The following is a 21,244-nucleotide window of genomic DNA, read 5'->3' as shown; positions in this document are numbered from 1 at the left end:
AATAGCGCTCGCGCCGGCGGTCAGGGTGCCATTGGCCCCGCGTGCTTCAGCCATCCGCTAGGCCGGTCTGGCCTGGGTCTGCATCGCGCCCGTCATCGGGATGAAGAACACGCCGACGTCGCGGCGGCTGCGGACCCGGCCATCGGCGTCCTTGGTGTAGACATACAGCACCTGCCCGCGGCGGAACGGCTGGCCGATCGGGATGATCAGCTTGCCGCCCGGCTTGAGCTGGCGGAACAGCTCGGGCGGGGCGTACTGGGCGACGCAGGTCAGCATGATGGTGTCGAAGCCCTCGGTCACCTCGGGCCAGCCGAAATAGCCGTCGCCGACCTTGCCGTGGACGTTGTCGTAGCCGAGCGGCGCGAAGATCTGGTCCACCGCCCGGCCGATCGGCTCGATGATCTCGATCGTATAGGCGTCGCGGACGATGCGGCTGAGCAGGGACGACTGGAAGCCCGATCCGGTCCCGATCTCCAGCGTCACATCGGTCGGCTTGGGGGCCGCCAGCTGGGTCATATAGGCCTGGCCCAGATAGTCTGAGAGGACACTCCCGTGGCCGATGGCCCAGGGCTTGGGGTTGGCCTCATAGGCCTGGTAAGCGGTCGAGGCCCCGGCGGCATAGGCGTAGTGGAAATAGTCGCGCGGCACGCTTTCGAAGGCCTGGACCACGTTCGGATCGGCCGCGCCGAACCGCCCGTCGAGGTAGGTCCTGATGCGCTCGATGGCGGCGGGTTTGCGCGCCTGGATCTCGGTGAACTGGGCCTCGGTCAGGGTGTGGGGGCGCCTGGAAGCCTCCATCGCCGCATTGAAGCGGGCGAAGGTCCAGGGCTCGCCCGGCATCCGGACCGTCTGCGACACGGCTGAGGCCTCGGCGGCGGCGGCCTGGGTCGGGGCATTGGCGGCGACGCCCGATCCCCCGGCCGCCTGCGTCGGATTCAGGCGCGCCTGGATGGACGTCATCGTGGCCTCGTCGCAGGCGGCCAGCGTGGTCAGGGCGGTGCCCGCTGCGGCGGTCAGCAGGGTGCGGCGGTTCAGCTGGGTCATGCGGGGCTCGTCTGGCTCTGGCTGACGGGAGGCGGACGGTCTGTGTCCGGAAAGGGGTCGAGGCGGGCGGGTGCGGGCTCGGGCAGGCCGGCGAACGGGTCCTGCGGCAAGGCCGGCTCGAACAGGGGCACGGTGCGCGCCCGGGTCGCGGCGACCGGCAGGACGAGGAAGGCCAGGGCATAGAGGCCGGCCGCCACGATCAGCAGGGACGAAAAGCCGATGTCGCGGCTCATCAGATTGGCCAGCGGCGTGGCGACGACCGAGAAGGCCCCGTTCAGCCCCCAGGCCCACGGCAGGGCCCGGCCGTCGCCGACCTGGATCAGGCCCAGCGGGAACGGCAGGCCCAGCGCCAGCGACACGGGCGCGGCAGCCAGCGCCACCAGTCCGGCCCTGACGGCCCAGGACTGATCCAGCGTCCGCATCATGAAGTCTTCGGCCCCCATCAGCATGGCGCCGATCCAGGCCAGGACGACGATCAGGGCGATGGCCGAGGCCGCCTTGGGCATCCGCGCGCATCGGCCGGCGATCATGCTGCCGAGGCCGGAGAAGATCAGCATCGAGGTCAGGACGATGGCGAAGGCCGACGAATAGTCGTTCAGGTAGAAGGCCGCCCGGTCGATCAGCAGGATCTCGATGAACAGGAAGCCGAGACCCAGCGCGGGGAAATAGAGCGCGGGCCACAGGCGCCGGGGCTCCTTCACCCCGCCCGCGCGGCGACGGAACAGGGCCGGCGTGGCCAGGACCAGCAGGGCGATCACGATGGCCTGGGCCAGAACGGCCAGGTTCACCAGCGCGCCGATCTCGGCCTGGGGCAGGACCTCCAGCCGGCGGATCAGCGTGCCGGGGTGCTCCAGCATCAGCGACGAATAGAAGGCCGGGCGGTCCAGCGTCGCCGGGCGGATGTGGAAGGCCTCCGACGACGGCGAGGCGCGGCCGGCCAGCACCGCCGCTACCTCGTTGGCGATGGCGTCGTCGGGACCGTTCGACGTCATCTCCCCGCTCTCGAACGAGACGCTGGGCAGGTCGTTGAACAGGCGCGCGCGGGCGGCGGTGACGTCCAGACCGGGATGCCAGGACACGTCGAACGACCGGGCGGCACAGAAGGCCTGGAGCGCGGCGATGTCGGCCGCCGACCACGGCGTCGGGCTGATCAGGATCCGCGCGTTCCAGGCCGAGCGATAGACCATGACATGGGCGGACGGATCGGCGACGCCCTGCCCCCGCAAGGCCTCACGCGCGGTCGCAAGCACCCGCAGGGCATAGACCGGGAAGTCGCGGATGGAGACCGAGATCGACACCGCCCCGCCCGGCTTCAGCGCCGCCAGATAGGCCTCCATCGCCTCCACCGTGACGCCGGTGACGTTGGCCGGGGCGGCGTCGACGAAGTCGGCCGAGACGTCGACGATGTCATAGCTGCCCCGCCCTGCGCGCCAGGCCGCATTGATCGGCCCGCCCTCCAGCAGGCGCACGCGCGGGTCGCGCGCCAGGGCGGGTGACGGGCCCAGCCCGCGCACCAGGGCGTCGCGCAGCACGGGTTCGCTCTCGACCCCGTCGACACGGGCCGCGCCCAGCGTCAGGGCCTCGGCCACGCGATAGCCGCCGGAGAGGCCGACCAGCAGGACGTCCGCGCCCGGACGGATCACATAGGGTGCGGCCGACAGGGCGCTGGGCGCATAGGCGGCGTCGAGGGGGCCCGCCATCGGCAGGGAGGCGATGCGGTTGCCGTCGCGGTACAGGCCATAGGTCTTGGGCGGCCCCGCAACGCCCATCATGCCGGCGTTGTTGGACACGTCGGCGTCCACCCGCTCGGTGAAGTCGTCGAGCAGCAGATAGTGGCCGCGCGGCTGGCGGATCTCGGCGACGACCACCGCGCCGGGTGTGTTCAGCGGCGCATAGATGGCCTTGAACTCCGAGAAGGCCGGCGGGGCGCCGAGGAACAGGATCGCCTCGCCCGCCACCAGCGCCGCGCCCGCCAGACCCCCGCCCAGCCAACTCAGGCGGCCGGGCTGGAACAGGACCGACATCGCCAGCGGGATCAGAAGCACCGGGGCCAGCAGGAAGGGATGCACCACGAACATCAGCCCCAGCGCCACCGCCGACCCGACCCCGGCGCCGATCAGGTCGTAGCCATAGACCCGGCCGATCTCGCGCGGGTTCAGGACGAAGATCAGGCTGATGTAGAGACCCGCCAGGAAGAAGAAGGGCAGCAGGGCGGCGTAGTACATCCCGATGTTGCGCACCTGATCGGGCCAGGTCGTCGGGTTCTGCAGCTGCAGCGGATTGAAGGGGTTCTGCGTCACCCACTGATAGCCGAGCGCGGCCGCCAGGGTCATGGCCCCCGGCAGGATCGCCCGCAGCAGCACGCCGTGGCGCTGGACGGTGTCGCGCAGCAGGGCCACGACGACGCCAGACAGGGCGAACCCGGCCAGGACGATGGAGATGATCCAGTATCCGTACTCGGACCATTTCGCGACGGCGAAGTAGCGGGTCAGGGCATTCTCGATCCCGACCACACCGAGGGCGATCAGGAACAGCGGGATCAGGGCCGCGCGGGTGCGTTCGGCGGGCGCGGTCAATGGACCGTCTCGCGCGCCGCGACCGGGCCGTCGAGGAAGTCGGTCAGCAGGCGGTTGAACCGCTCCGCCTCGTCCACGAACAGGGCATGACCCGCGTCCTCGAACACGTCCATGCGCGCATCGGCATGGCTGCGGACGAGGTTTTCACCCTGCTCGCGCCAGCGGGGTCGCACGACGTACAGCACCGGCCGGTCGGTCGAATGGACGGCCGCCCGCCAGTATTCGCGCGGCACGTCATAGGCCAGCAGGCGACGCTCGTCCTCGGGCGCCATCCTCAGGGCCTGATCGGTCAGCCGGGCGCGATAGTCGTCCCCGGGATCACGGGCGAACATCGAGGCGACGAAGGCGGCCCGGCGATCGTGGCGCTCGGTCTCCGTCAGGACCGCCGGCCCGGCGGGGCGGTCTCCCCCGGCGGCGCGCGGCGCGGGTTCCTCGCCGATGGAATTGTCGATCAGCACGAGGCCGGCGAGACGGTCGTCGCCCGCGCCCGCGACCCAGGCCAGCGTATCCAGCACGCCCAGCGACCAGCCGACCAGAACGATCCGCCCGGTCGCGGCGTGGTCGATCAGCTCGCCGATGTCGCGTCCGCGGCGTTCATGGGTATAGCCGAAGCGGGTGACCTCGCTCTCGCCCTGGCCGCGCGGATCCAGCGCAAGGACGTGAAACCGGTCCGATAGGGCGTCGATCTGGGCCTGAAAGATCCAGCCCGGCATGGTCCACCCGGGCACGAACAGAACGGTCCGGGCTTCCGCAGGGCCCGCCTCCAGATAGTGAAGACGGGCCCCGTCGGAAGTGATGAAGCTGCGGCTCTCCGCCGCCTCGACCGCGTCCCCCGACACGGCCGTCGCGCTTGCGAGAACGGCGACACCCAACACGCCGACCATGGCCGCCCGTGTCCATGCCGGCAGGGTTGTCAGACCGTTACGCCCCATCGACGGGCATCTGACCCGGACCGGCGTTCGCTGTCGACCGGGTTCGCCGCACGCGAGAGCGACTGGGTTAACGGCGTGGCCCGAACGGCACTAATCCTCCCCCATGGGGGGCTTGCGGTCGGCTCGTATACGAGCCGATCCTCAAGGCGCGGCGCGGCTTCGCGACGTGACGGAGGGGGCCCACCCACACGCCATCATTCGTGGCCTGCCCCCTCCACCCCAGCGCAAGGGCGCTGCGGTCCCCCTCCCCCGACGGGGGAGGATTATCTCGCCCCGAACGGCACGACCTTGTTGTCCCCGTCATGGGCGATGTCGGCGGTCCCCAGGTAGGGGATGCCGGATCGTTCGCACCAGTATTCGACGATCTGCTCGCCCGTCATGCCGAAGTCCGGCACGTTCGGCGTCACGTCGGTGAACCGCCCGGCGCGGATGCCCGCCACGCGCCGGATCGAGGGGGTCGAGGTCAGGTGGAACATCATCCGGTCGATGCTGTAGGCGGCCTCCGACACGTCCTCGAGCATCAGGACATGGTCGCTCAGGTCCGGCTCCAGCGGCGTGCCCAGCAACTGGTCCAGCACCGTCAGGTTGAAGGCCACGGCCGGACGTGGATCGTCGTGCAGCGACGGCTCCCACGACGACGAGGAGCCCTTCCGCAGCCAGTTCAGGGCGCGCATGGCCGTCTCGTCGTAGCGCACCGCGTCCGACGCCATCGGCCCGTGCGCCAGATGCGGGAAGCCGGCCTTGTACAGCGTGGCCAGCAGCGACCCGACGTCGGAATAGCCCAGATACCGCTTGTTCCGCGCCACCTCGGTCAGCTGCGGCAGCACCGCCTCGGCGATCCGGCACGAGCCGTAGCCGCCCCGCGCGAACCAGACGGCGTCGATCTTCGGGTCATTGGCGTACTCGACGAAGGCGGCGGCCCGGGTTTCGTCATCCCCGCTGAAATGGCCGGACTTCTTCAGCGACGAGGGATGGATGACGACCGCCACCTCCCGCTTCGGAAAGTGCGCCTCCATCCAGGCCTCGATGGCCAGGGCCCGGTCGCGGGCGAAGCGCGAGGAGACCGCGACGATACCGATCTTCATTCTGCTGTAGCCTCCCGCTCGTCTCCACTTTAGTCACCGGACAATGAGCGAACCATCCTATTTCTTCTGCGGCATCGGTGGCTCCGGCATGCTGCCCCTGGCGATGATCGTCCAGGCGCAGGGGACCGCGATCGAGGGGTCGGACCGGGCGCTGGACCAGGGGCGGACGCCCGAGAAGTTCGACTGGTTGCGCGCCCACGGCGTCACCCTGCATCCGCAGGACGGATCGGGGATCCGGGCGGACATGACCGTCGTCGCCACCGGTGCGGTCGAGGACACGGTGCCCGACATCGGGGCGGCGAAACGGCTGGGCGCGACCATCGTCACCCGGCCCGAACTGCTGAGCTGCATCTTCAACGCCGCGCCGACCTCGGTCGGGGTCGCGGGCACCAGCGGCAAGTCCACCATCACCGGCATGATCGCCTGGATCCTTCAGCAGGCCGGCCGCGACCCCACCGTCATGAACGGCGCGGTGATGCGCAACTTCGCCGACGCCGACCATCCGTTCGCCAGCGCCCTCGTCGGCTCCCCCGACCTGTTCGTGGCCGAGGTGGACGAGTCCGACGGCTCCATCGCCCGCTACGATCCGAGCGTGGCCGTGGTGTCCAACATCTCGCTGGACCACAAGTCGATGGAGGAGCTGCGCGACCTGTTCGGCGGCTTCACCGGCCGGGCGCAAACGGCGGTGCTGAACCTCGACAACCCCGAGACGGCGGCGCTGGCGCAAGGCTTGGTCGACGACGGCCGGGGCGAGGCGGTCCTGACCTTCGCGCTCGGCAACGACGCGGCGGACCTGTCGGCCCACGACCTGGTCCCCCTGCCGACCGGCATGACCTTCGCCCTGACCGAACGGGCCGGCGGCGCGCGGATCGCGGCCACCCTGAACGTGCCCGGCGCGCACAATGTCGCCAACGCCCTGGCCGCGCTGGGGGCCGTCCGGGCCCTGGGCGTGCCGCTGGACCAGGCGGTCGCATCGCTGGAAACCTTCGCCGGGATCCGGCGCCGGATGGAGGTCGTCGGCGCGGCGAACGGCGTCACCGTCATCGACGACTTCGCCCACAACCCCGACAAGATCGCCGCCACGGTCAAGACCCTGCACGCCTTCGACGGGCGGCTGCTGATCCTGTTCCAGCCGCACGGTTTCGGACCGCTGAAGCTGATGAAGGCCGAGTTCATCGATACCTTCGCCGGCCTCCTGCGGCCCGACGACGTGCTGCTGATGCCCGAGCCCGTCTACTACGGCGGCACGACCGACCGCAGCGTCGGGTCGGAGGACATCGCCGCGGGCGTCCGCGCGGCCGGGCGGACGGCCGAGGCGCTGTCCGACCGCGCGGCCTGCGGCGACCGGCTGATCGACCTGGCCCGCCCCGGCGACCGGATCATCGTCATGGGCGCGAGGGACGACACCCTGTCGCAGTTTGCGGCGGAGCTTCTGGACAGGCTGCGCGCTTAGGCCGGATGCTTCAGGACGCCCCCGCCCCCCTCGCCGACGTGGTCGTTACCGCCGCGCGCCTCCCCCCCGCCGCCGGGGAGGCCGCGTTTTCGGTCATCCGGCTGGATCCGGACCGGCTGGAGCGCGCCACACGCCTGGACGAGGCCCTGGCCACCGTGCCGGCCGTCAGCCTGTTCCGTCGCACCTCCAGCCTCGCCGCCAATCCGACGACGCAGGGAATCTCGCTGCGCGCTATCGCCCCGTCGGGGGCCGGGCGGACGCTGGTGACGCTGGACGGCGTGCCGCTGAACGATCCGTTCGGGGGCTGGGTGCTCTGGTCGCAGGTGCCGACCGAAAGCCTGTCCGGCCTCGACATCGTGCGCGGTGCGGGAGCGGGTCCCTACGGCGCCGGGGCCCTGACCGGGGTCATCGCCCTGCGCGAGCGCGAGACGACCGGCGGGGTGCTGGACCTGTCCGGCGGCGAATACGGCGGCCAGAGGCTGGCGGCGGCCACCACGCTGAGCACGGGGCGGCTGGCCCTGACCGGGACGGTGCAGCGCGAGCTGTCGGACGGCTATGTGCCGGTCCGGGGACCCCGGGCCGGAGCGGCCGACGTGCCGCTGGACCTCGCCACCCTGTCCGGCGCCATCCGGGCCGATGTCGCCCTGACCGACGCCACCGCCCTGTCGCTGCGCGCCTCGGCCTATGAGGAGGATCGCGGGGCGGGCCTGCTGGGCGCGCGTTCTTCGGCGACGGGCCAGAGCTATGCCGCCACCCTGTCGCGCACCCCGTCCGCCGACCGCCTGGGCTGGCGCGCCCAGGTCTGGCGGCGCGAGAGCGACTTCGCCAACACCTCGGCCGCCGTGGCCGCCGACCGCTCGGGCACCACGCCGGCCAACAACCAGTTCGCGACCCCGGCCGAGGGCTGGGGAGCCAATCTCGCGGTCCGTCGCACGGCCGTGCCCCTGGGCGGCGGATCGCTGGAGTGGGAGCTGGGGGCCGACGCCCGCTTCACCGAGGGCGAGACCCGGGAACTGTTCCGCTACATGGCCGGAGCCTTCACGCGCGACCGCGTCGCGGGCGGCAGGACGTCGGTGATCGGGGCCTATGGCGAGGGGTCGTGGACCGCCGGACCGTGGTTGGTCGCCGGGGGGCTGAGGGTCGACGGCTGGAGCAATTCGGACGGTCGCCGTCTCGAGCGGGACCGCGCCACCGGTCTGGCCACCCTGGACGAGACCGATCCCGATCGCTCGGGCGAGGTCGTCAGCGCGCGCCTTGCGGTCCGCCGCGAGCTGGCCTCGGGCCTCGCCGCCCGCGCCGCCGCCTATTCCGGCTTCCGGCCCGCGACCCTGAACGAACTGCACCGGCCGTTCCGCGTCGGCAACGACCTGACCGAAGCCAATGCCGGCCTCGTGCCCGAGACGCTGCAGGGCCTCGAGACCGGCCTGTCCTGGCAGGGTCCGGCGACCACGCTCACCGGCACGGTCTTCTGGAACCGGATCGAGGACGCCATCGTCAACGTCACCATCGGCACCGGCCCCGGGACCTTCCCCCGCGCGGGGTTCGTCCCGGCCGGCGGCGTGCTGCGCCAGCGCCAGAACGCGGGCACGATCGATGCCACGGGTCTGGAGCTGACCGCCGAGCACCGACTGGGCGAGCGGGTCTCTCTGGACGGGGCCCTGTCCTGGACCGACGCCGAGGTCGACGGCGGCAGCGCGGCGGCCCAGCTGACCGGCCTGCGCCCGGCCCAGGCCCCGGAATGGAGCGCCACGGCCGGAGCCGACTGGCGCGCGACCGACCGGCTGAGCCTGATCGGGCGGGTTCGCTATGAAAGCGCCCGGTTCGAGGACGATCTCAACAGCCGGACGCTGGACGCGGCGATCACCGCCGATGCCCGGGCCGAATACCGGGTGCGCGACGGGGTGGTCGTCTACGCCGCCGCCGACAACCTGTTCGACCAGGACGTCGAGGTGTCCGAAACCGGCGACGGCATCGAGGGCTTTGGCCCGCCGCGCACCCTGCGGGCCGGGCTGACGTTGAGCTGGTAACCGCGTCGCCCGCGCGACGTCGCGCAGGCAAGACGGTTCATCACAGCGAGCACGGCGAGCCACAGCGAACACGACGAGAGCGCCGATGGCTCGCGCACGGTTTCGTCGTGCCCGCCGTGACTTCGCTGTGGCCGCTGTGATGAACCTGCCGGGTGGCAACAGTCCTGCGGCCCGCTAGACTTCGGTCCACCGCCGCAGCAGGTTGTGATAGACGCCGGTCAGTTCCAGCACGGCCTGATCGGAAGGTCCGCCGCCCACCGCCACGCGCTGCGTCGCCACGTCCAGCTGGAACAGGGTCTCGCGCGCCGCGTCGTCCTTCACGAGGCTCTGGATCCAGAAGAAGCTCGACACTCTTGCGCCCCGCGTCACCGGCGTGACCCGGTGCAGGCTCCTGGACGGGTACAGCACCATGTCCCCGGCCGGCAGCTTGACGCTCTGCGGGCCATAGAGGTCCTCGATGACCAGCTCGCCGCCGTCGTAATCCCCGGGCTCCGACAGGAACAGCGTCGCCGACAGATCCGAGCGGATGCGCAGGCCAGAGGGGTGCACGCGAATGGCATTGTCGACATGGGCCGCGAACGCCTGACCGCCCTCGTAGCGGTTGAACAGCGGGGGAAAGACCGTGTGCGGCAGGGCGGCGGAGACGAACATCGCGTTCGCGGCCAGGGCCTGTTCGACGATCGCCCCGACCTCCCGCGCGGCCTCGCTGTCCTGCGGCAGCTGGGTGTTGTCCTTGGCCCGTGCCGACTGATGCCCCGAGGTCGCATTGCCGTCGGCCCAGGGACCGGCGTCCAGGATCGCCCGCAGGCGGGCGACCTCGTCCTTCGAAAAGACCTCGGGGATGTGGAGCAGCAAATCAGAACCTCAGATTCAGCGCCAGGGTGGCCGACCGAGCCGGGGCGACATCGGCATGATGCACACCGTTGGTGCGGATGATGTAGGCCTCGTCGCCCGCATTCTGAACGTTCAGCTGCAGCGACGTCCGCGGATTGATGTCGTAGGACGCGAACAGGTCCACCCGGGTGTATTCCGGCGCATAGATCCGGTTGGTCCCGCCCCCCGCGCCGCCCTGGTTCCCGCCGAACGACGTCGAGACATAGTAGACGCCGCCGCCCACGCTCAGCGCCGGGATCACCTGATAGGTCGTGAACAGGCTGAACGAATGCTCCGGCGTATTGGCCAGGGGGTCGCCCTGGTTCACGCCGGTATAGGCCCCGCGCACCAGTTCGGACTCCATCCAGGTATAGCCGCCGAACACCTGCCACTTGTCGGTGACGTTGCCGGACGCGCCCAGCTCGATGCCCTGGACCCGCGCCTCGCCAACCTGGGCGAAGACGTTCGGTTCGATCAGGATGGCGGCGTTCTGGCGCTCCAGCCGGAAGGCGGCGGCCGACAGGATCAGCTGCTCGCGGAAGAAGGTCGCCTTGGCCCCGATCTCGTAGTTGGTCGTTTCTTCCGGATCGAGCACGACATTGGCCAGGTTGCCGGTGCCGGTGCCGCCCGCCGTGTTCTGGTCCCCGGCCGAGATCGTCGGCGGCGTCGAGGCGGTGGCGTAAGAGGCATAGACGCTGGTGTTGCGGGTCGGCTTGAACACGAGGCCGGCCTGATAGTTGGTGAACGTCCATTCGCGCCGGGGCACCTCGACGATCCCGGGCGCGAGCGTGCTGCCCGCTGCGGGAACCTGCGGATTGATCGTCCAGACGCCCGCCGCCTGGGTCGCGTTCACCGTGGTGCCGTCCACCGCATACTGGTCCCAGCGGACGCCCAGATTGAGGATCAGCCGGTCGGTCAGGCTGATGCTGTCGAAGGCGGAGACGCCGATCGTCTCGGTCGTCGACCGGCTGGTCGGCCCCCGATTGATGACGCCGGTCCAGGCATCGTCAGGCGTGGGCGCATAGACGCGGGTGCAGTCACCGGCCCCCAGGGCCCCTGCCGCCGTGGGATAGCTCCCTGACACCGTGGTCAGTCCGGTCGGGCAGGCCGCGCCACCGGTGGTGTAGGTGGAATAGCTGGCGTTGCGATTGACCTCGCGGGTCAGTTCCAGCGCGACGTCATAGCTGTGGCGCAGGCCGCCGGTGGCGAACACGCCCGACAGGTCGGTGACGTTGGCCCAGGTCGTGACCGGGTTCCACCGCGTCTTGGTGCCCCGCTTCATCCAGTAGGTCCCGTCCGCCGCGCGGCCGACATAGCCGCCGTCGCCGGGGTTGGTGACGATGTAGTCGTTCAGCGTCTCCGAGAACCGGCTGACGGACTTCAGGATCGCGGCGTCTGAGAAGCGGTGGGTGATGTCGAAGGTGAAGGCATCGACCGTGTTGGTCAGATAGTCCCGCGCGGTCAGGCCATAGAAAGCGTCGCGCGGCACATCCAGCACGCCCGACTCCGTGGTCCGGACCCCGATCTTGGTGAACAGCGGGATGCCGTAATCGGGCATCTGGTCGGATGTCAGGTGGTAGTAGCTGGCCGTGGCGTGGGTGTCGGTGCCCAGCCCCGCCGCCAGCGAGATCAGTGCGCCCCATTTGTCGTAGTCGACGGCCTCGCGACCGGCCACGTCGCCCCGGTTGCCCATCAGATTGATCCGCAGGGCGGCCGTGTCCCCGAGGGGCGCGTTCCAGTCGACCGTGCCGCGCAGATAGGCGTCGGTGCCCGCGCCCAGAGAGACGGTGGTGAAGGGCTCCAGCCGGGGCGTCTTGGAGGACAGGTTGATCGAGCCCCCGCCGGACCCGCGCCCGGAATAGACCGAGTCCGGGCCCTTGATGACCTCGACCTGTTCCAGGGCGAAGACCTCGCGCTGTTGCCCGCCGGTGTCGCGGATGCCGTCGAGGAAGACGTTGTTGCCCGAGGCCTGTCCCCGGATGAAAGGCCGGTCAGCCAGGGGCTGGCCGCCCTCCCCCGCCCCGAAGGTGATGCCGGGCGAAGTCCGCAGCAGGTCCTGAAGCGAGGTGGCACCGGTCTGTTCGATCACCCGCTGGGGGATCACGGTCACGGCGCGGGGGGTGTCGACCAGGTCGGCCACGAACTCGGGCGAGCGCGGCTCGGGCCGGTGGCGTCGGCCGTTGACGTCGACGGTCGACAGGGTGGTCTGGGCGGCCGGATCGTTGGGGTCGAGGCCCGTGTCGGGATCCGCGGCCAGCACCGGCGTCGCGCACAGCATCCCTGCGGCGGTCGAGGCGGACAGAAGGGCGCGAAGGACAGAAGCTTGAGACTGGGACACTTGGGCGATCCGGTGTTTGAATTGCGACTGGCTCGCAATATCAGACCGGCACGGCATGGCAAGGCTAATTGAGAATTGGTCTCAATATCATTCGCAGTCTCTCTCCCTCCCCGCAGGGGGAGGGTGGTCGTAGCGCAGCGGAGACCGGGTGGGGGCGGCAAGGCAGGGCAGCAAAGATCGGAGGCCGGATCGCCGGTCCTTCCCACCCCGCCGATGCTTCGCATCGACGACCCTCCCCCGGGGGGCGGGAGAAGGTCGGTCCTTACCCCACCACCGTCATCGACGGCCGGAACGGGGGCACCTCCGCCATCCAGGGCGGGTCGGGCATGGCGCGATGGGCGTTGGCCAGGGCCTCGGACCAGCGTCGGCCCAGGTCCTTGAAATAGGGATCGTCGGTTTCAATCCGGCGCTGATCGCCGTGCAGGCTGTTGCGGGGAATGACGATCATGTCGAACGGCGGCCCGACCGCGATGTTCGAGCGGATGGTGGAATCGAAGCTGATCAGCCCCAGCTTGACCGCCTCCGACATCGGCGTGTCGGGGCGCAGCGCCCGGTCCAGAATGGGCTTGCCGTACTTCAGCTCGCCGATCTGCAGATAGGGCGTGTCGGTGCCGCACTCGATGAAGTTGCCCTGGGCATAGATCAGGTACAGCCCCATCTTGCCGCCCTTGACCTGGCCGCCCAGCAGCATGGAGGCGGTGATCTTCAGCGCGTCGGCCTCGACCGTCGGCTGCAGGTCCTGCCGCACCTGGTTCAGGCAGTAGCCGACCAGTTGGGCGGCGCGAAACAGGGTGGGCGCGGTCTCCAGGGTCTCGGGCGTGTCCGAGCCCGGCATCCGCACGCCCTCGGCGACCATGGCCAGGGCCGTCTGGGTCACCGACAGGTTTCCGGCCGTGGCAATGGCGATGACCCGCTCGCCCGTGACCTCGGTCACATGCAGCTTCTTGTAGGAGGAGATGTTGTCGACGCCGGCGTTCGTGCGGGTGTCGGCGATCATCGCCAACCCCTCATCCACCATCATGCCGACGCAGTAAGTCATGTCAGAAGACCCGGCCCGAACCGGACCGCCACCCCTCAGGAACGGGAACGGTAACAGATTCGATTAACAGGACGACCCCTGAACGGATCATGACCAGCTCTGGCTTTGCTGTTGCTGCTGGGTCTGTTGCATCTGGCGCACACGCAGCGCCACCGTCATCGTCTCGCGCCCGCCGCCATAGCTGGTGCCCCGGATCGGCGAGGCCCCGAGCGCGTCCAGCCCGCAGGCGACGCGGACATAGTGTTCGGTCGGGCTGATGCCGTTGGCGGCGTCGAAGCCGACCCAGCCCAGGCCCTCCACCCAGGCTTCGGCCCAGGCGTGGGCGGCGTCCTGGTTCTCGACCCCGTCCGAGCGGTGCAGGTGGCCGGAGACATAGCGCGCCGGAATGCCCATCCGCCGCGCGGCCGAGATGAAGATCTGGGCGTGGTCCTGACAGACGCCCTGCTTCTGGGCATAGGCGTCGGCGGCGGTGTGGTCGGCGGTGGTCGAACCGACCATGAAGGCGACGGTGCCGTGGATCGTGGCCATCAGCCGGTGCAGACGGGTCAGGGGGTCGCCCTGATCGCCCACCTCGACGGCCAAGGCCCGCAGCGCGGCATCGGCATGGGTCAGGGGCGTGTCGCGCAGGAAGACCAGCGGCGACAGACGCTCGGGCGTGCCCCGCAGGACCCCGCCGGTATCCACCGTCGCGACCTCGCCGGTCACCCGCACCATCAGGCCGTTCGTGGGCCGCTCGGTATAGAGGGTGTGGACGATGTTGCCGAAGGCGTCCTCGGACCGACGCAGATGGGCGTCGACGTCGGTCTCGATGCGCCAGTCGCGCACCTGCTGGCCCTCGGTCGAGCGCGGCGTCAGGCGCAGCACCTGGACGATGAACCGCGCGGCGCGGTCGTAGGCGTAACGGGTTTCGTGGTCGATCCGGATGCGCATCAGGTCACACCAGGTACTGATCGTGGACGGCGGCAGCCAGGGCGTTGTTCTCGCTCAGGAAGGCCAGGATGTATTCGTGCAGCCCCGACTGGAAGATCTCTTCGATATTGGTCTCGTTGAACCGCGTCAGCCGCGCCGAGGCGATGCGCTGGGCGGGTCCGCGACGCCCGTAGTCGGTCGCCAGACGATCCAGATAGCTGACGATCATCCCCTGACAGCTGGCCAGGGACCGCGGCATCTGGCGGTTCAGCACCATCAGGTCGGCCACCAGCCAGGGCCGCACAGATTCCCGATACACCCAGCGATAGGCGGTCAGGGCGGACACCTCGCGCAGCAGGGTCGTCCACTGGAAATAGTCCAGCTGACCCCCGACCCGCTCGCCGGCGGGCAGCAGCAGGTGATATTTGACGTCCAGCAGGCGCGCGGTGTTGTCGGCCCGCTCGATCGCCCCGCCAAGGCGCAGGAACCAGTAGGCGTCGTTGCGCAGCATGGTCCGCGACGAGGCCCCCTCGACCGCCAGCGACACGCCCTTCACCCACTCCAGGAAGCGCACGAAGTCGTCGCGCTTGGACGGCTCGCCGAACTCGTTCAGCCCGTTCCAGGCCCCGTTGATGGCCTCCCACAGCTCGATGGTCAGGGCGGTGCGGACCGAGCGGGCATTGGTGCGCGCGGCGGTGATGCAGGCGCGGATCGAGGACGGATTGTCGGGCGAGAAGGCCAGGAACTCGCGCACCGACTTCTCGGACGGCGTGCGCCCCGAAGCGGCGAACTGGCGCGACACCCCGGCCGAGGCGATGGCGCTGGCCCAGGCGGTGGCGGCCGCCCCGTCGCGCGCCGGCAGGGCGGCCAGACGCACGGCCGCCTCCAGGATGCGGGCGAGGAAGTCGGCCCGCTCCATGTAGCGACCGGTCCAGTACAGACTCTCTGCGGTACGGCTCAGCATCAGTCGTCCAGCACCCAGGTGTCCTTGGTTCCGCCGCCCTGGCTGGAGTTGACGACCAGCGATCCGGCCTTCAGCGCCACGCGCGTCAGCCCGCCCGGCGCGACGCGAACCCCGGCGGGGCTCGACAGCACGAACGGACGCAGATCGACGTGGCGCGGCGACAACGATCCGCCGTCCAGCGTCGGCGCGGTCGAAAGGGCCAGGGTGGGCTGGGCGATGAAGTCGTCGGGGTCGGCGATCAGCTTGGCCCGGAAGGCCTCGATCTCGGCCTTGGTCGAGGCGGGCCCCACCAGCATGCCGTAGCCGCCGGACCCGCCGACCTCCTTGACCACCAGTTCGGGCAGCTTCTCCAGCACCTCCTTCAGCGCCGCGGGCTCGCGGCAGCGCCAGGTCGGCACATTGCCCAGGATGGGGTCGCCGCCCGAGAAAAACTTAATGATCTCGGGCATGTAGGTATAGACGGCCTTGTCGTCGGCGACGCCGGTGCCGACCGCGTTCGACAGGGTCACATTGCCCGCCATATAGGCCGACATGATGCCGGGCACGCCGACGGTGGAGTCCGTGCGGAACGTCAGCGGATCCAGCCAGTCGTCGTCGACGCGGCGGTAGATCACGTCGACGCGCCGGGGCCCCTCGGTCGTGCGCATGAAGACGATGTCGTCGTTGACGAACAGGTCCCCGCCCTCGACCAGCTCGACCCCCAGCTTGTCGGCCAGGAAGCTGTGCTCGTAGTAGGCCGAGTTGTAGGGCCCTGGCGTCAGGACGACGATGTTCGGATCGGCCCCGGCGTGCTCGGGCGCACTGGCCCGAAGGCTGGCCAGCAGCATGTCGGTATAGGTCTCGACCGGGCGGATGCGGTGCTCGGCGAACAGGTCGGGGAACAACCGCATCATCATCTCGCGGTTCTCCAGCATGTAGGAGACGCCGGAGGGCGTGCGGCAGTTGTCCTCCAGCACCACGAACCCGTCCTCGCCCGTGCGGACCAGGTCGACGCCGCAGATGTGGGTCCAGATGTCGCCCGGCGGCCGGCGGCCCTGCATCTCGGGCCGGTAGTGCGGATTGGTGAAGATCAGCTCGGCCGGGACGATGCCGGCCTTGATGCATTCCTGCGGGCCGTAGATGTCCTTCAGGAAGGCGTTGAGGGCGGTGACCCGCTGCTTCAGGCCCTTTTCCAGCTGCTCCCATTCAGCCGCGCCGATGATGCGGGGCACAACGTCGAACGGGATGAGCCGCTCGTTGGACTCGACGTCGCCATAGACGGCGAAGGTCACCCCCATGCGGCGGAAGAACAGCTCCGCCTGACGCGAGCGCGCCTGCAGCAGATCGGACGGCGCGGCCTCCAGCCACCGGGCCAGGGTCCGGTAGCTGGGACGAACCTGATCCGATCCGGCATGGCCTGACATTTCGTCGAACGTGACGGTCGCTCCCGCGCGCTAGGGTGAGGGGTCAGCGTGGACCGGCGGCGCGATGATGCGCAACAGTTTTGTTGCGGTGCGGGACGGGAACTTTTCCGCCAGTCCCGCGTGAGGCCGATCAGACGTCCAGATCGACGGTGATCGGACAGTGGTCACTGGGCTGGGTCCAGGCCCGCACCGGTTCGTGGATGGTGGCCGATCCGGCCACCACGGCGGGCGTCAGGCCGGGCGAGGTCCAGATGTGGTCGAGCCGCAGCCCGCGCGCCGACTTCCTGAAGTCCTCGGCGCGATAGCTCCACCAGCTGGCCAGCTTCTGCGGTTCCGGAAACGCCTCGCGGACCACGTCGGTGAAGGCCCCGGCCACCTGCAGCCGGTTCAGCGTCTCCACCTCGATCGGGGTGTGGCTGACGATCTTCGACATATAGCGGTGGTTCCAGACGTCGAACTCCGACGGCGCGATGTTGAAGTCCCCGCACATCAGCAGCGGGCGCGAGCGATCCTGCGCCGCCACCGTCGCCGTCAGCTGCTCGTAGAAGTCCATCTTGTGATCGAACTTGGGGTTCAGCTCGCGGTCCGGCACGTCGCCCCCGGCCGGAATGTAGAAGTTCTGGATATCCACGCCCGCCACCTGAACCGACACGCACCGGGCATGCCCCAGCTTGCACGACTGGAAGGTCTCGCTGGGTTCGATCGGCCGGCGGCTGGCGATGGCGACGCCGTGCCAGCCCTTCTGACCCGCGATCTTCAGATGCGGCAGGCCCATGTCGGCGAAGGCGTTCCGGGGGAACTGGTCCTCCAGGCATTTGATCTCCTGAAGACACAGGACATCGGTGCCGCTTTCGGCGACGAAGCGCGCGACCTGGTCGATGCGCAGGCGGACGGAGTTGATGTTCCAGGTGGCGACGCGAAGCATGTGGCGGGTCTTAAACGGCGCGCCCGGTTTCGTCTCCTCCCCGTCCGAAGGATGGGGAGGTGGCGGCGAGCGCTTCGCGAGCTGACGGAGGGGTTCTTGAAGCGGGCAAGATCCGTGGGGGTGTGAAGAGCCTCTCCGTCACGGTGCCGAAGAAGCACCGCGCCACCTCCCCCCTCGCTTCGCGCCGGGGAGGAGACAAAAAACCACCCCCGGCAGGGCATACCGGGGGTGGAAGTGGATTTCTCTCGCAGCCGTCGGGAGGGGATGACGTCCGAAGGCGAAGGACCGCCGAAGCCGTCCTGTGCCCAAAGTGTCACTCCTCATCGAAATAGTCAAACGATCATCAAAGCGGTTTGCCTGTGATCGTCCGAACACGGTCAAGGATTCGCAAAACCGTCAGTTGCGGCCCGGACGGCGGGTCGGATCGGTCAGGCGGAACAGGCTGGCGGACAGGCCCGACGCGGGCGTCAGGCTGGTCAGCTGGGTCCGGGTGCGGGCCCCGGACGCCTCGGTGATCGTCCACTCCTGCAGCCGCATCGGATTGCCCGCGAAGGCCAGGATGACCGAGCCGTCGTTCGGGCGCGAGGAATCGCGCACGGTCAGGGCAAAGGCCCCCGACTGCATCCGCGTGACGCGGTCGATCCGCACGCCCTGGTCCAGCCGCACGTTGCGGGCCAGGAAGGTGGACAGGGGCGTGGCGCCCAGCGGCACCTGACGGAAGACATTCAGGCGCGGATCATAGCGCTTCACGTTCGAGCCGTCCGACACGACCAGCAGGCCCGCGGGGTCGGTGTACTCGAACCGCATCCGGCCGGGACGCTGCAGCCAGAACCGCCCCGAGCGTCGCTGCCCGCCGGCACCGGTCTCGGTGAAGGTGCCCTGGGCCGAGGTCAGGTTCTGCAGATAGGTCTGGGCCGTCGCCAGGGTGGCGCGGTCCTCGGCCGACAGGCCCGACTGGGCGGCGGCCGGCAGGGCGGCGAGCGAAGCGATGGCGGCGAGGCCGAAGCCGAGGTCTCTGCGAGACAGGGTCATGAGGGTCTTTCTCCCGTTCGGGATGTTTGTCGATCGTGCCGTTATGGCGGCCCGGCGCGGCGCGGCGATGACGGCAGCTAGACCTTATTCCGGCGGCGAGATGAAGCCCTGTTCAGGTGGGAAGGTTCCCGGGGAGGCAGTAGGCAGTAGGCAGTAGGCAATAGTTCGATCAAGCGTGGCGGAGCGCCTGTCTCGAATCCTACTGCCTACTGCCTACTGCCTACTGCCTCTCCTCACGCCATCGGCGGCGGGCCCGCCAGGATATCGCGCTTGCCCGCGTGGTTGGCGGCCGAGACGACGCCTTCCTGTTCCATCCGCTCGATCAGGGAGGCAGCGCGGTTGTAGCCGATCTGCAGGCGACGCTGGACGTAGCTGGTCGAGGCCTTGCGGTCGCGGGTGACCACGGCCACGGCCCGGTCGTACAGGTCGTCGCCCGAGGAGGCCCCGCCGCCCTCGTCCATGGCCCCGTCGCCGTCGCCGTCCGGATCGTCGGTGATCAGGTCCAGATAGTCGGGCTCGGCCTGGCTGCGCAGGTGCTTGCAGACCTCCTCGACTTCCTGGTCGGTCACGAACGGCCCGTGCAGGCGGGTGATGCGGCCGCCGCCGGCCATATAGAGCATGTCGCCCTGGCCCAGCAGTTGTTCGCCGCCCTGTTCGCCCAGGATGGTGCGGCTGTCGATCTTGGAGGTGACCTGGAAGCTGATCCGGGTCGGGAAGTTGGCCTTGATGGTGCCGGTGATGACGTCGACCGAGGGGCGCTGGGTGGCCATGATCAGGTGGATGCCGGCGGCGCGGGCCATCTGGGCCAGGCGCTGGACCGCGCCTTCCACGTCCTTGCCGGCGACCAGCATCAGGTCGGCCATCTCGTCCATGACCACGACCAGATAGGGCATGGGCTCGGGGCGGATCTTCTCGGACTCATAGACCGGGCGGCCCTGGTCGTCGAAGCCGGTCTGGACCGTGCGCTCGAAATGCTCGCCCTTCTTCTGGGCCTCGATGGCGCGCTCGTTGTAGCTGGCGACGTTGCGCACGCCGAGCTTGGACATGCGGCGATAGCGGTCCTCCATCTCGCGCACCGTCCATTTCAGGGCGACGACGGCCTTCTTCGGATCGGTCACGACAGGGGCCAGCAGGTGCGGGATACCGTCATAGACCGACAGCTCCAGCATCTTGGGATCGATCATGATGAAGCGGCACTCGGCCGGGCTCAGCCGGTACAGGATCGACAGGATCATGGCGTTGACCCCGACCGACTTGCCCGAGCCGGTGGTGCCCGCGATCAGCAGGTGGGGCATGCGCGCCAGGTCGGCGACATAGGGCTCGCCGCCGATGGTCTCGCCGAGCGCCAGCGGCAGCAGGTGGGCGGGCTTGCCGTATTCGGCGCTGGCCAGCAGGTCGCGCAGATAGACGGTCTCGCGCTTCAGATTGGGCAGCTCGATGCCGATGGCGTTCCTGTTCGGCACCACCGAGATGCGGCAGGCCCGGGCGGACATGCTGCGCGCGATGTCGTCCGACAGGGCTACGACGCGGCCGTGCTTGACGCCCGGAGCCGGCACCAGTTCGTACAGGGTGACCACGGGGCCCGGGCGGATCTGGTCGATGACGCCCTTGACGCCGAACTCGGCCAGCACGCCTTCCAGCATCTTGGCGTTCTGCTTCAGGGCCGTCTCGTCGACGGTGCCGACGCGGGCCTGGGGCTTGGCCAGCATGGCGAGCGGCGGCAGGTCGAAGTCGCCTTCGGGCCGCACGAAGTCGAAGGCCACCTGGCCGTCGTCGACGGCCTTCTTCGAGGTCTTGGCAGGCTTGGGCGCGGCCACGCGCGGTTCGACGGCCGCGCGGGCGGCCGGCAAGGTCGGCTCGGCGACCGGCTCGTCCCACGGCAGGGGCGCGACGGCGTCGTCGTCCTCGGGCAGTTCGAGCCGACCCGGTTTGCGGGGGGCCTTGGTTGCGGCGATCTCCGGCTCCAGCTCCGGCTCGGGCCGACGACGCGCCGGCCGGGGCGCGGGCGGGGGCTGACGCCGCAGCCCCGAGGCCCAGGCGATCCCCTCGCCGAAATCGGAGATGCGCAACCCCACCGCATAGCCGCAGGCCCAAAGGCCGGCCGTCAGGAACAGGACACCCCCGATGATCCCGCCGCCGGGCACGCCCAGGGCACGGAAGGCCGAGGCGAACAGACCGATCACCGCATCGCCCCACAGCCCGCCCAGCCCTGCCGCCAGCGGCCAGGCCGAGGGCGCCGCCAGAGCCGAAAGCGCGGCCGACAGGGCCAGCACGCCGCCGGTGGCGGCCAGCGCCTTCAACGGCGTGGGCTTCAGTCGCTGCTGGATCGCGTCGCCGATCGCGGCGGCCAGACCGAAGGCGACCGTCAGGGCCGAAGCGGGCCATGCGGCCAGCCCCAGTGACTGCATGAACAGGTCGGCGAAGATAGCGCCATTGGTCCCCAACCAGTTGGTCGCGCCATTCGAGGAGGCCGCATTCAGGCTGGGATCGGCGGGGTTCCACGACACCAGGGCCACGACCAGCAGGGTGGCCAGCAGCGCTTGCAGCACCCCGCGAAACCGCACCACGAACGGCGCGTCCCACAGGATGAGGGCGCTCATGAAGGCGCGCTGGCTGATGGCGAGGGCGGCGGACATCGACGGCT

General features: G+C 69.7%; 15 protein-coding genes. 2 read left to right on the top strand and 13 right to left on the bottom strand.

Translation table 11 applies throughout. The annotated features are described in order from the left end of the window. Nucleotides 1-57: 57 nt before the first annotated feature. The 4 genes from BRESU_RS05295 to BRESU_RS05280 all read right to left on the bottom strand — a co-directional run bounded on the left by BRESU_RS05295 (nucleotide 58) and on the right by BRESU_RS05280 (nucleotide 5,637). Complete coding sequence (locus tag BRESU_RS05295) at nucleotides 58-1,044, bottom strand: protein-L-isoaspartate O-methyltransferase family protein (protein ID WP_013268479.1); 987 nt, start codon at nucleotides 1,042-1,044, stop codon at nucleotides 58-60. After that, nucleotides 1,041-3,620: a hypothetical protein gene (locus BRESU_RS05290; protein WP_013268478.1), complete on the bottom strand. Its 2,580-nt coding sequence runs from the start codon at nucleotides 3,618-3,620 to the stop codon at nucleotides 1,041-1,043. The genes BRESU_RS05295 and BRESU_RS05290 overlap by 4 nt, the downstream gene beginning before the upstream one ends. Continuing rightward, nucleotides 3,617-4,504: an alpha/beta fold hydrolase gene (locus tag BRESU_RS16840; RefSeq protein WP_013268477.1), complete on the bottom strand. Its 888-nt coding sequence runs from the start codon at nucleotides 4,502-4,504 to the stop codon at nucleotides 3,617-3,619. Before BRESU_RS16840 ends, BRESU_RS05290 begins: the two co-directional genes overlap by 4 nt. Before the next feature lie 311 nt (nucleotides 4,505-4,815). Beyond that, nucleotides 4,816-5,637 carry an LD-carboxypeptidase gene (locus tag BRESU_RS05280; protein ID WP_013268476.1) on the bottom strand — a complete coding sequence of 274 codons (822 nt, stop codon included), beginning with the start codon at nucleotides 5,635-5,637 and terminating at the stop codon, nucleotides 4,816-4,818. Between the two features lie 43 nt (nucleotides 5,638-5,680). Between BRESU_RS05280 and BRESU_RS05275 the strand changes: the two genes are divergently transcribed. Together BRESU_RS05275 and BRESU_RS05270 are read left to right on the top strand one after the other, a co-directional pair. Next, nucleotides 5,681-7,090 carry a UDP-N-acetylmuramate--L-alanine ligase gene (locus BRESU_RS05275; protein ID WP_013268475.1) on the top strand — a complete coding sequence of 470 codons (1,410 nt, stop codon included), beginning with the start codon at nucleotides 5,681-5,683 and terminating at the stop codon, nucleotides 7,088-7,090. Nucleotides 7,091-7,095: 5 nt separating this feature from the next. Further along, complete coding sequence (locus BRESU_RS05270; protein WP_013268474.1) at nucleotides 7,096-9,117, top strand: TonB-dependent receptor; 2,022 nt, start codon at nucleotides 7,096-7,098, stop codon at nucleotides 9,115-9,117. 174 nt (nucleotides 9,118-9,291) lie between these two features. Here BRESU_RS05270 and BRESU_RS05265 read toward each other — a convergent pair whose 3' ends face one another. The 9 genes from BRESU_RS05265 to BRESU_RS05225 all read right to left on the bottom strand — a co-directional run bounded on the left by BRESU_RS05265 (nucleotide 9,292) and on the right by BRESU_RS05225 (nucleotide 21,236). Continuing rightward, on the bottom strand, nucleotides 9,292-9,972 hold the full coding sequence (locus BRESU_RS05265) for a Fe2+-dependent dioxygenase (RefSeq protein WP_013268473.1): 681 nt from the start codon (nucleotides 9,970-9,972) through the stop codon (nucleotides 9,292-9,294). Between the two features lies 1 nt (nucleotide 9,973). Continuing rightward, nucleotides 9,974-12,268, bottom strand: a complete 2,295-nt coding sequence (locus BRESU_RS05260; protein ID WP_425358224.1) for a TonB-dependent receptor — start codon at nucleotides 12,266-12,268, stop codon at nucleotides 9,974-9,976. 322 nt (nucleotides 12,269-12,590) lie between these two features. Continuing rightward, complete coding sequence (locus BRESU_RS05255) at nucleotides 12,591-13,367, bottom strand: proteasome-type protease (RefSeq protein WP_013268471.1); 777 nt, start codon at nucleotides 13,365-13,367, stop codon at nucleotides 12,591-12,593. 87 nt (nucleotides 13,368-13,454) lie between these two features. Beyond that, nucleotides 13,455-14,297 carry a transglutaminase family protein gene (locus BRESU_RS05250; protein WP_013268470.1) on the bottom strand — a complete coding sequence of 281 codons (843 nt, stop codon included), beginning with the start codon at nucleotides 14,295-14,297 and terminating at the stop codon, nucleotides 13,455-13,457. Nucleotides 14,298-14,301: 4 nt separating this feature from the next. Continuing rightward, nucleotides 14,302-15,240, bottom strand: coding sequence for an alpha-E domain-containing protein (locus tag BRESU_RS05245; protein WP_013268469.1), 939 nt, complete (start codon nucleotides 15,238-15,240; stop codon nucleotides 14,302-14,304). Then, complete coding sequence (locus tag BRESU_RS05240; protein WP_013268468.1) at nucleotides 15,240-16,643, bottom strand: circularly permuted type 2 ATP-grasp protein; 1,404 nt, start codon at nucleotides 16,641-16,643, stop codon at nucleotides 15,240-15,242. The genes BRESU_RS05245 and BRESU_RS05240 overlap by 1 nt, the downstream gene beginning before the upstream one ends. 130 nt (nucleotides 16,644-16,773) lie before the next feature. Then, nucleotides 16,774-17,568 (bottom strand): exodeoxyribonuclease III, encoded by a 795-nt coding sequence (locus BRESU_RS05235; RefSeq protein WP_013268467.1) that lies wholly within the window; start codon nucleotides 17,566-17,568, stop codon nucleotides 16,774-16,776. A gap of 396 nt (nucleotides 17,569-17,964) precedes the next feature. Then, nucleotides 17,965-18,600: a LolA family protein gene (locus BRESU_RS05230; protein ID WP_013268466.1), complete on the bottom strand. Its 636-nt coding sequence runs from the start codon at nucleotides 18,598-18,600 to the stop codon at nucleotides 17,965-17,967. Nucleotides 18,601-18,833: 233 nt separating this feature from the next. Continuing rightward, nucleotides 18,834-21,236: an FtsK/SpoIIIE family DNA translocase gene (locus BRESU_RS05225; protein WP_013268465.1), complete on the bottom strand. Its 2,403-nt coding sequence runs from the start codon at nucleotides 21,234-21,236 to the stop codon at nucleotides 18,834-18,836. Between the last annotated feature and the right edge of the window lie 8 nt (nucleotides 21,237-21,244).

Source organism: Brevundimonas subvibrioides ATCC 15264 (genome assembly GCF_000144605.1).
Lineage (GTDB): Bacteria > Pseudomonadota > Alphaproteobacteria > Caulobacterales > Caulobacteraceae > Brevundimonas > Brevundimonas subvibrioides.
The sequence above is the reverse complement of the archived record's forward strand: the minus strand, read 5'-3'. Positions and strand labels throughout refer to the sequence as shown.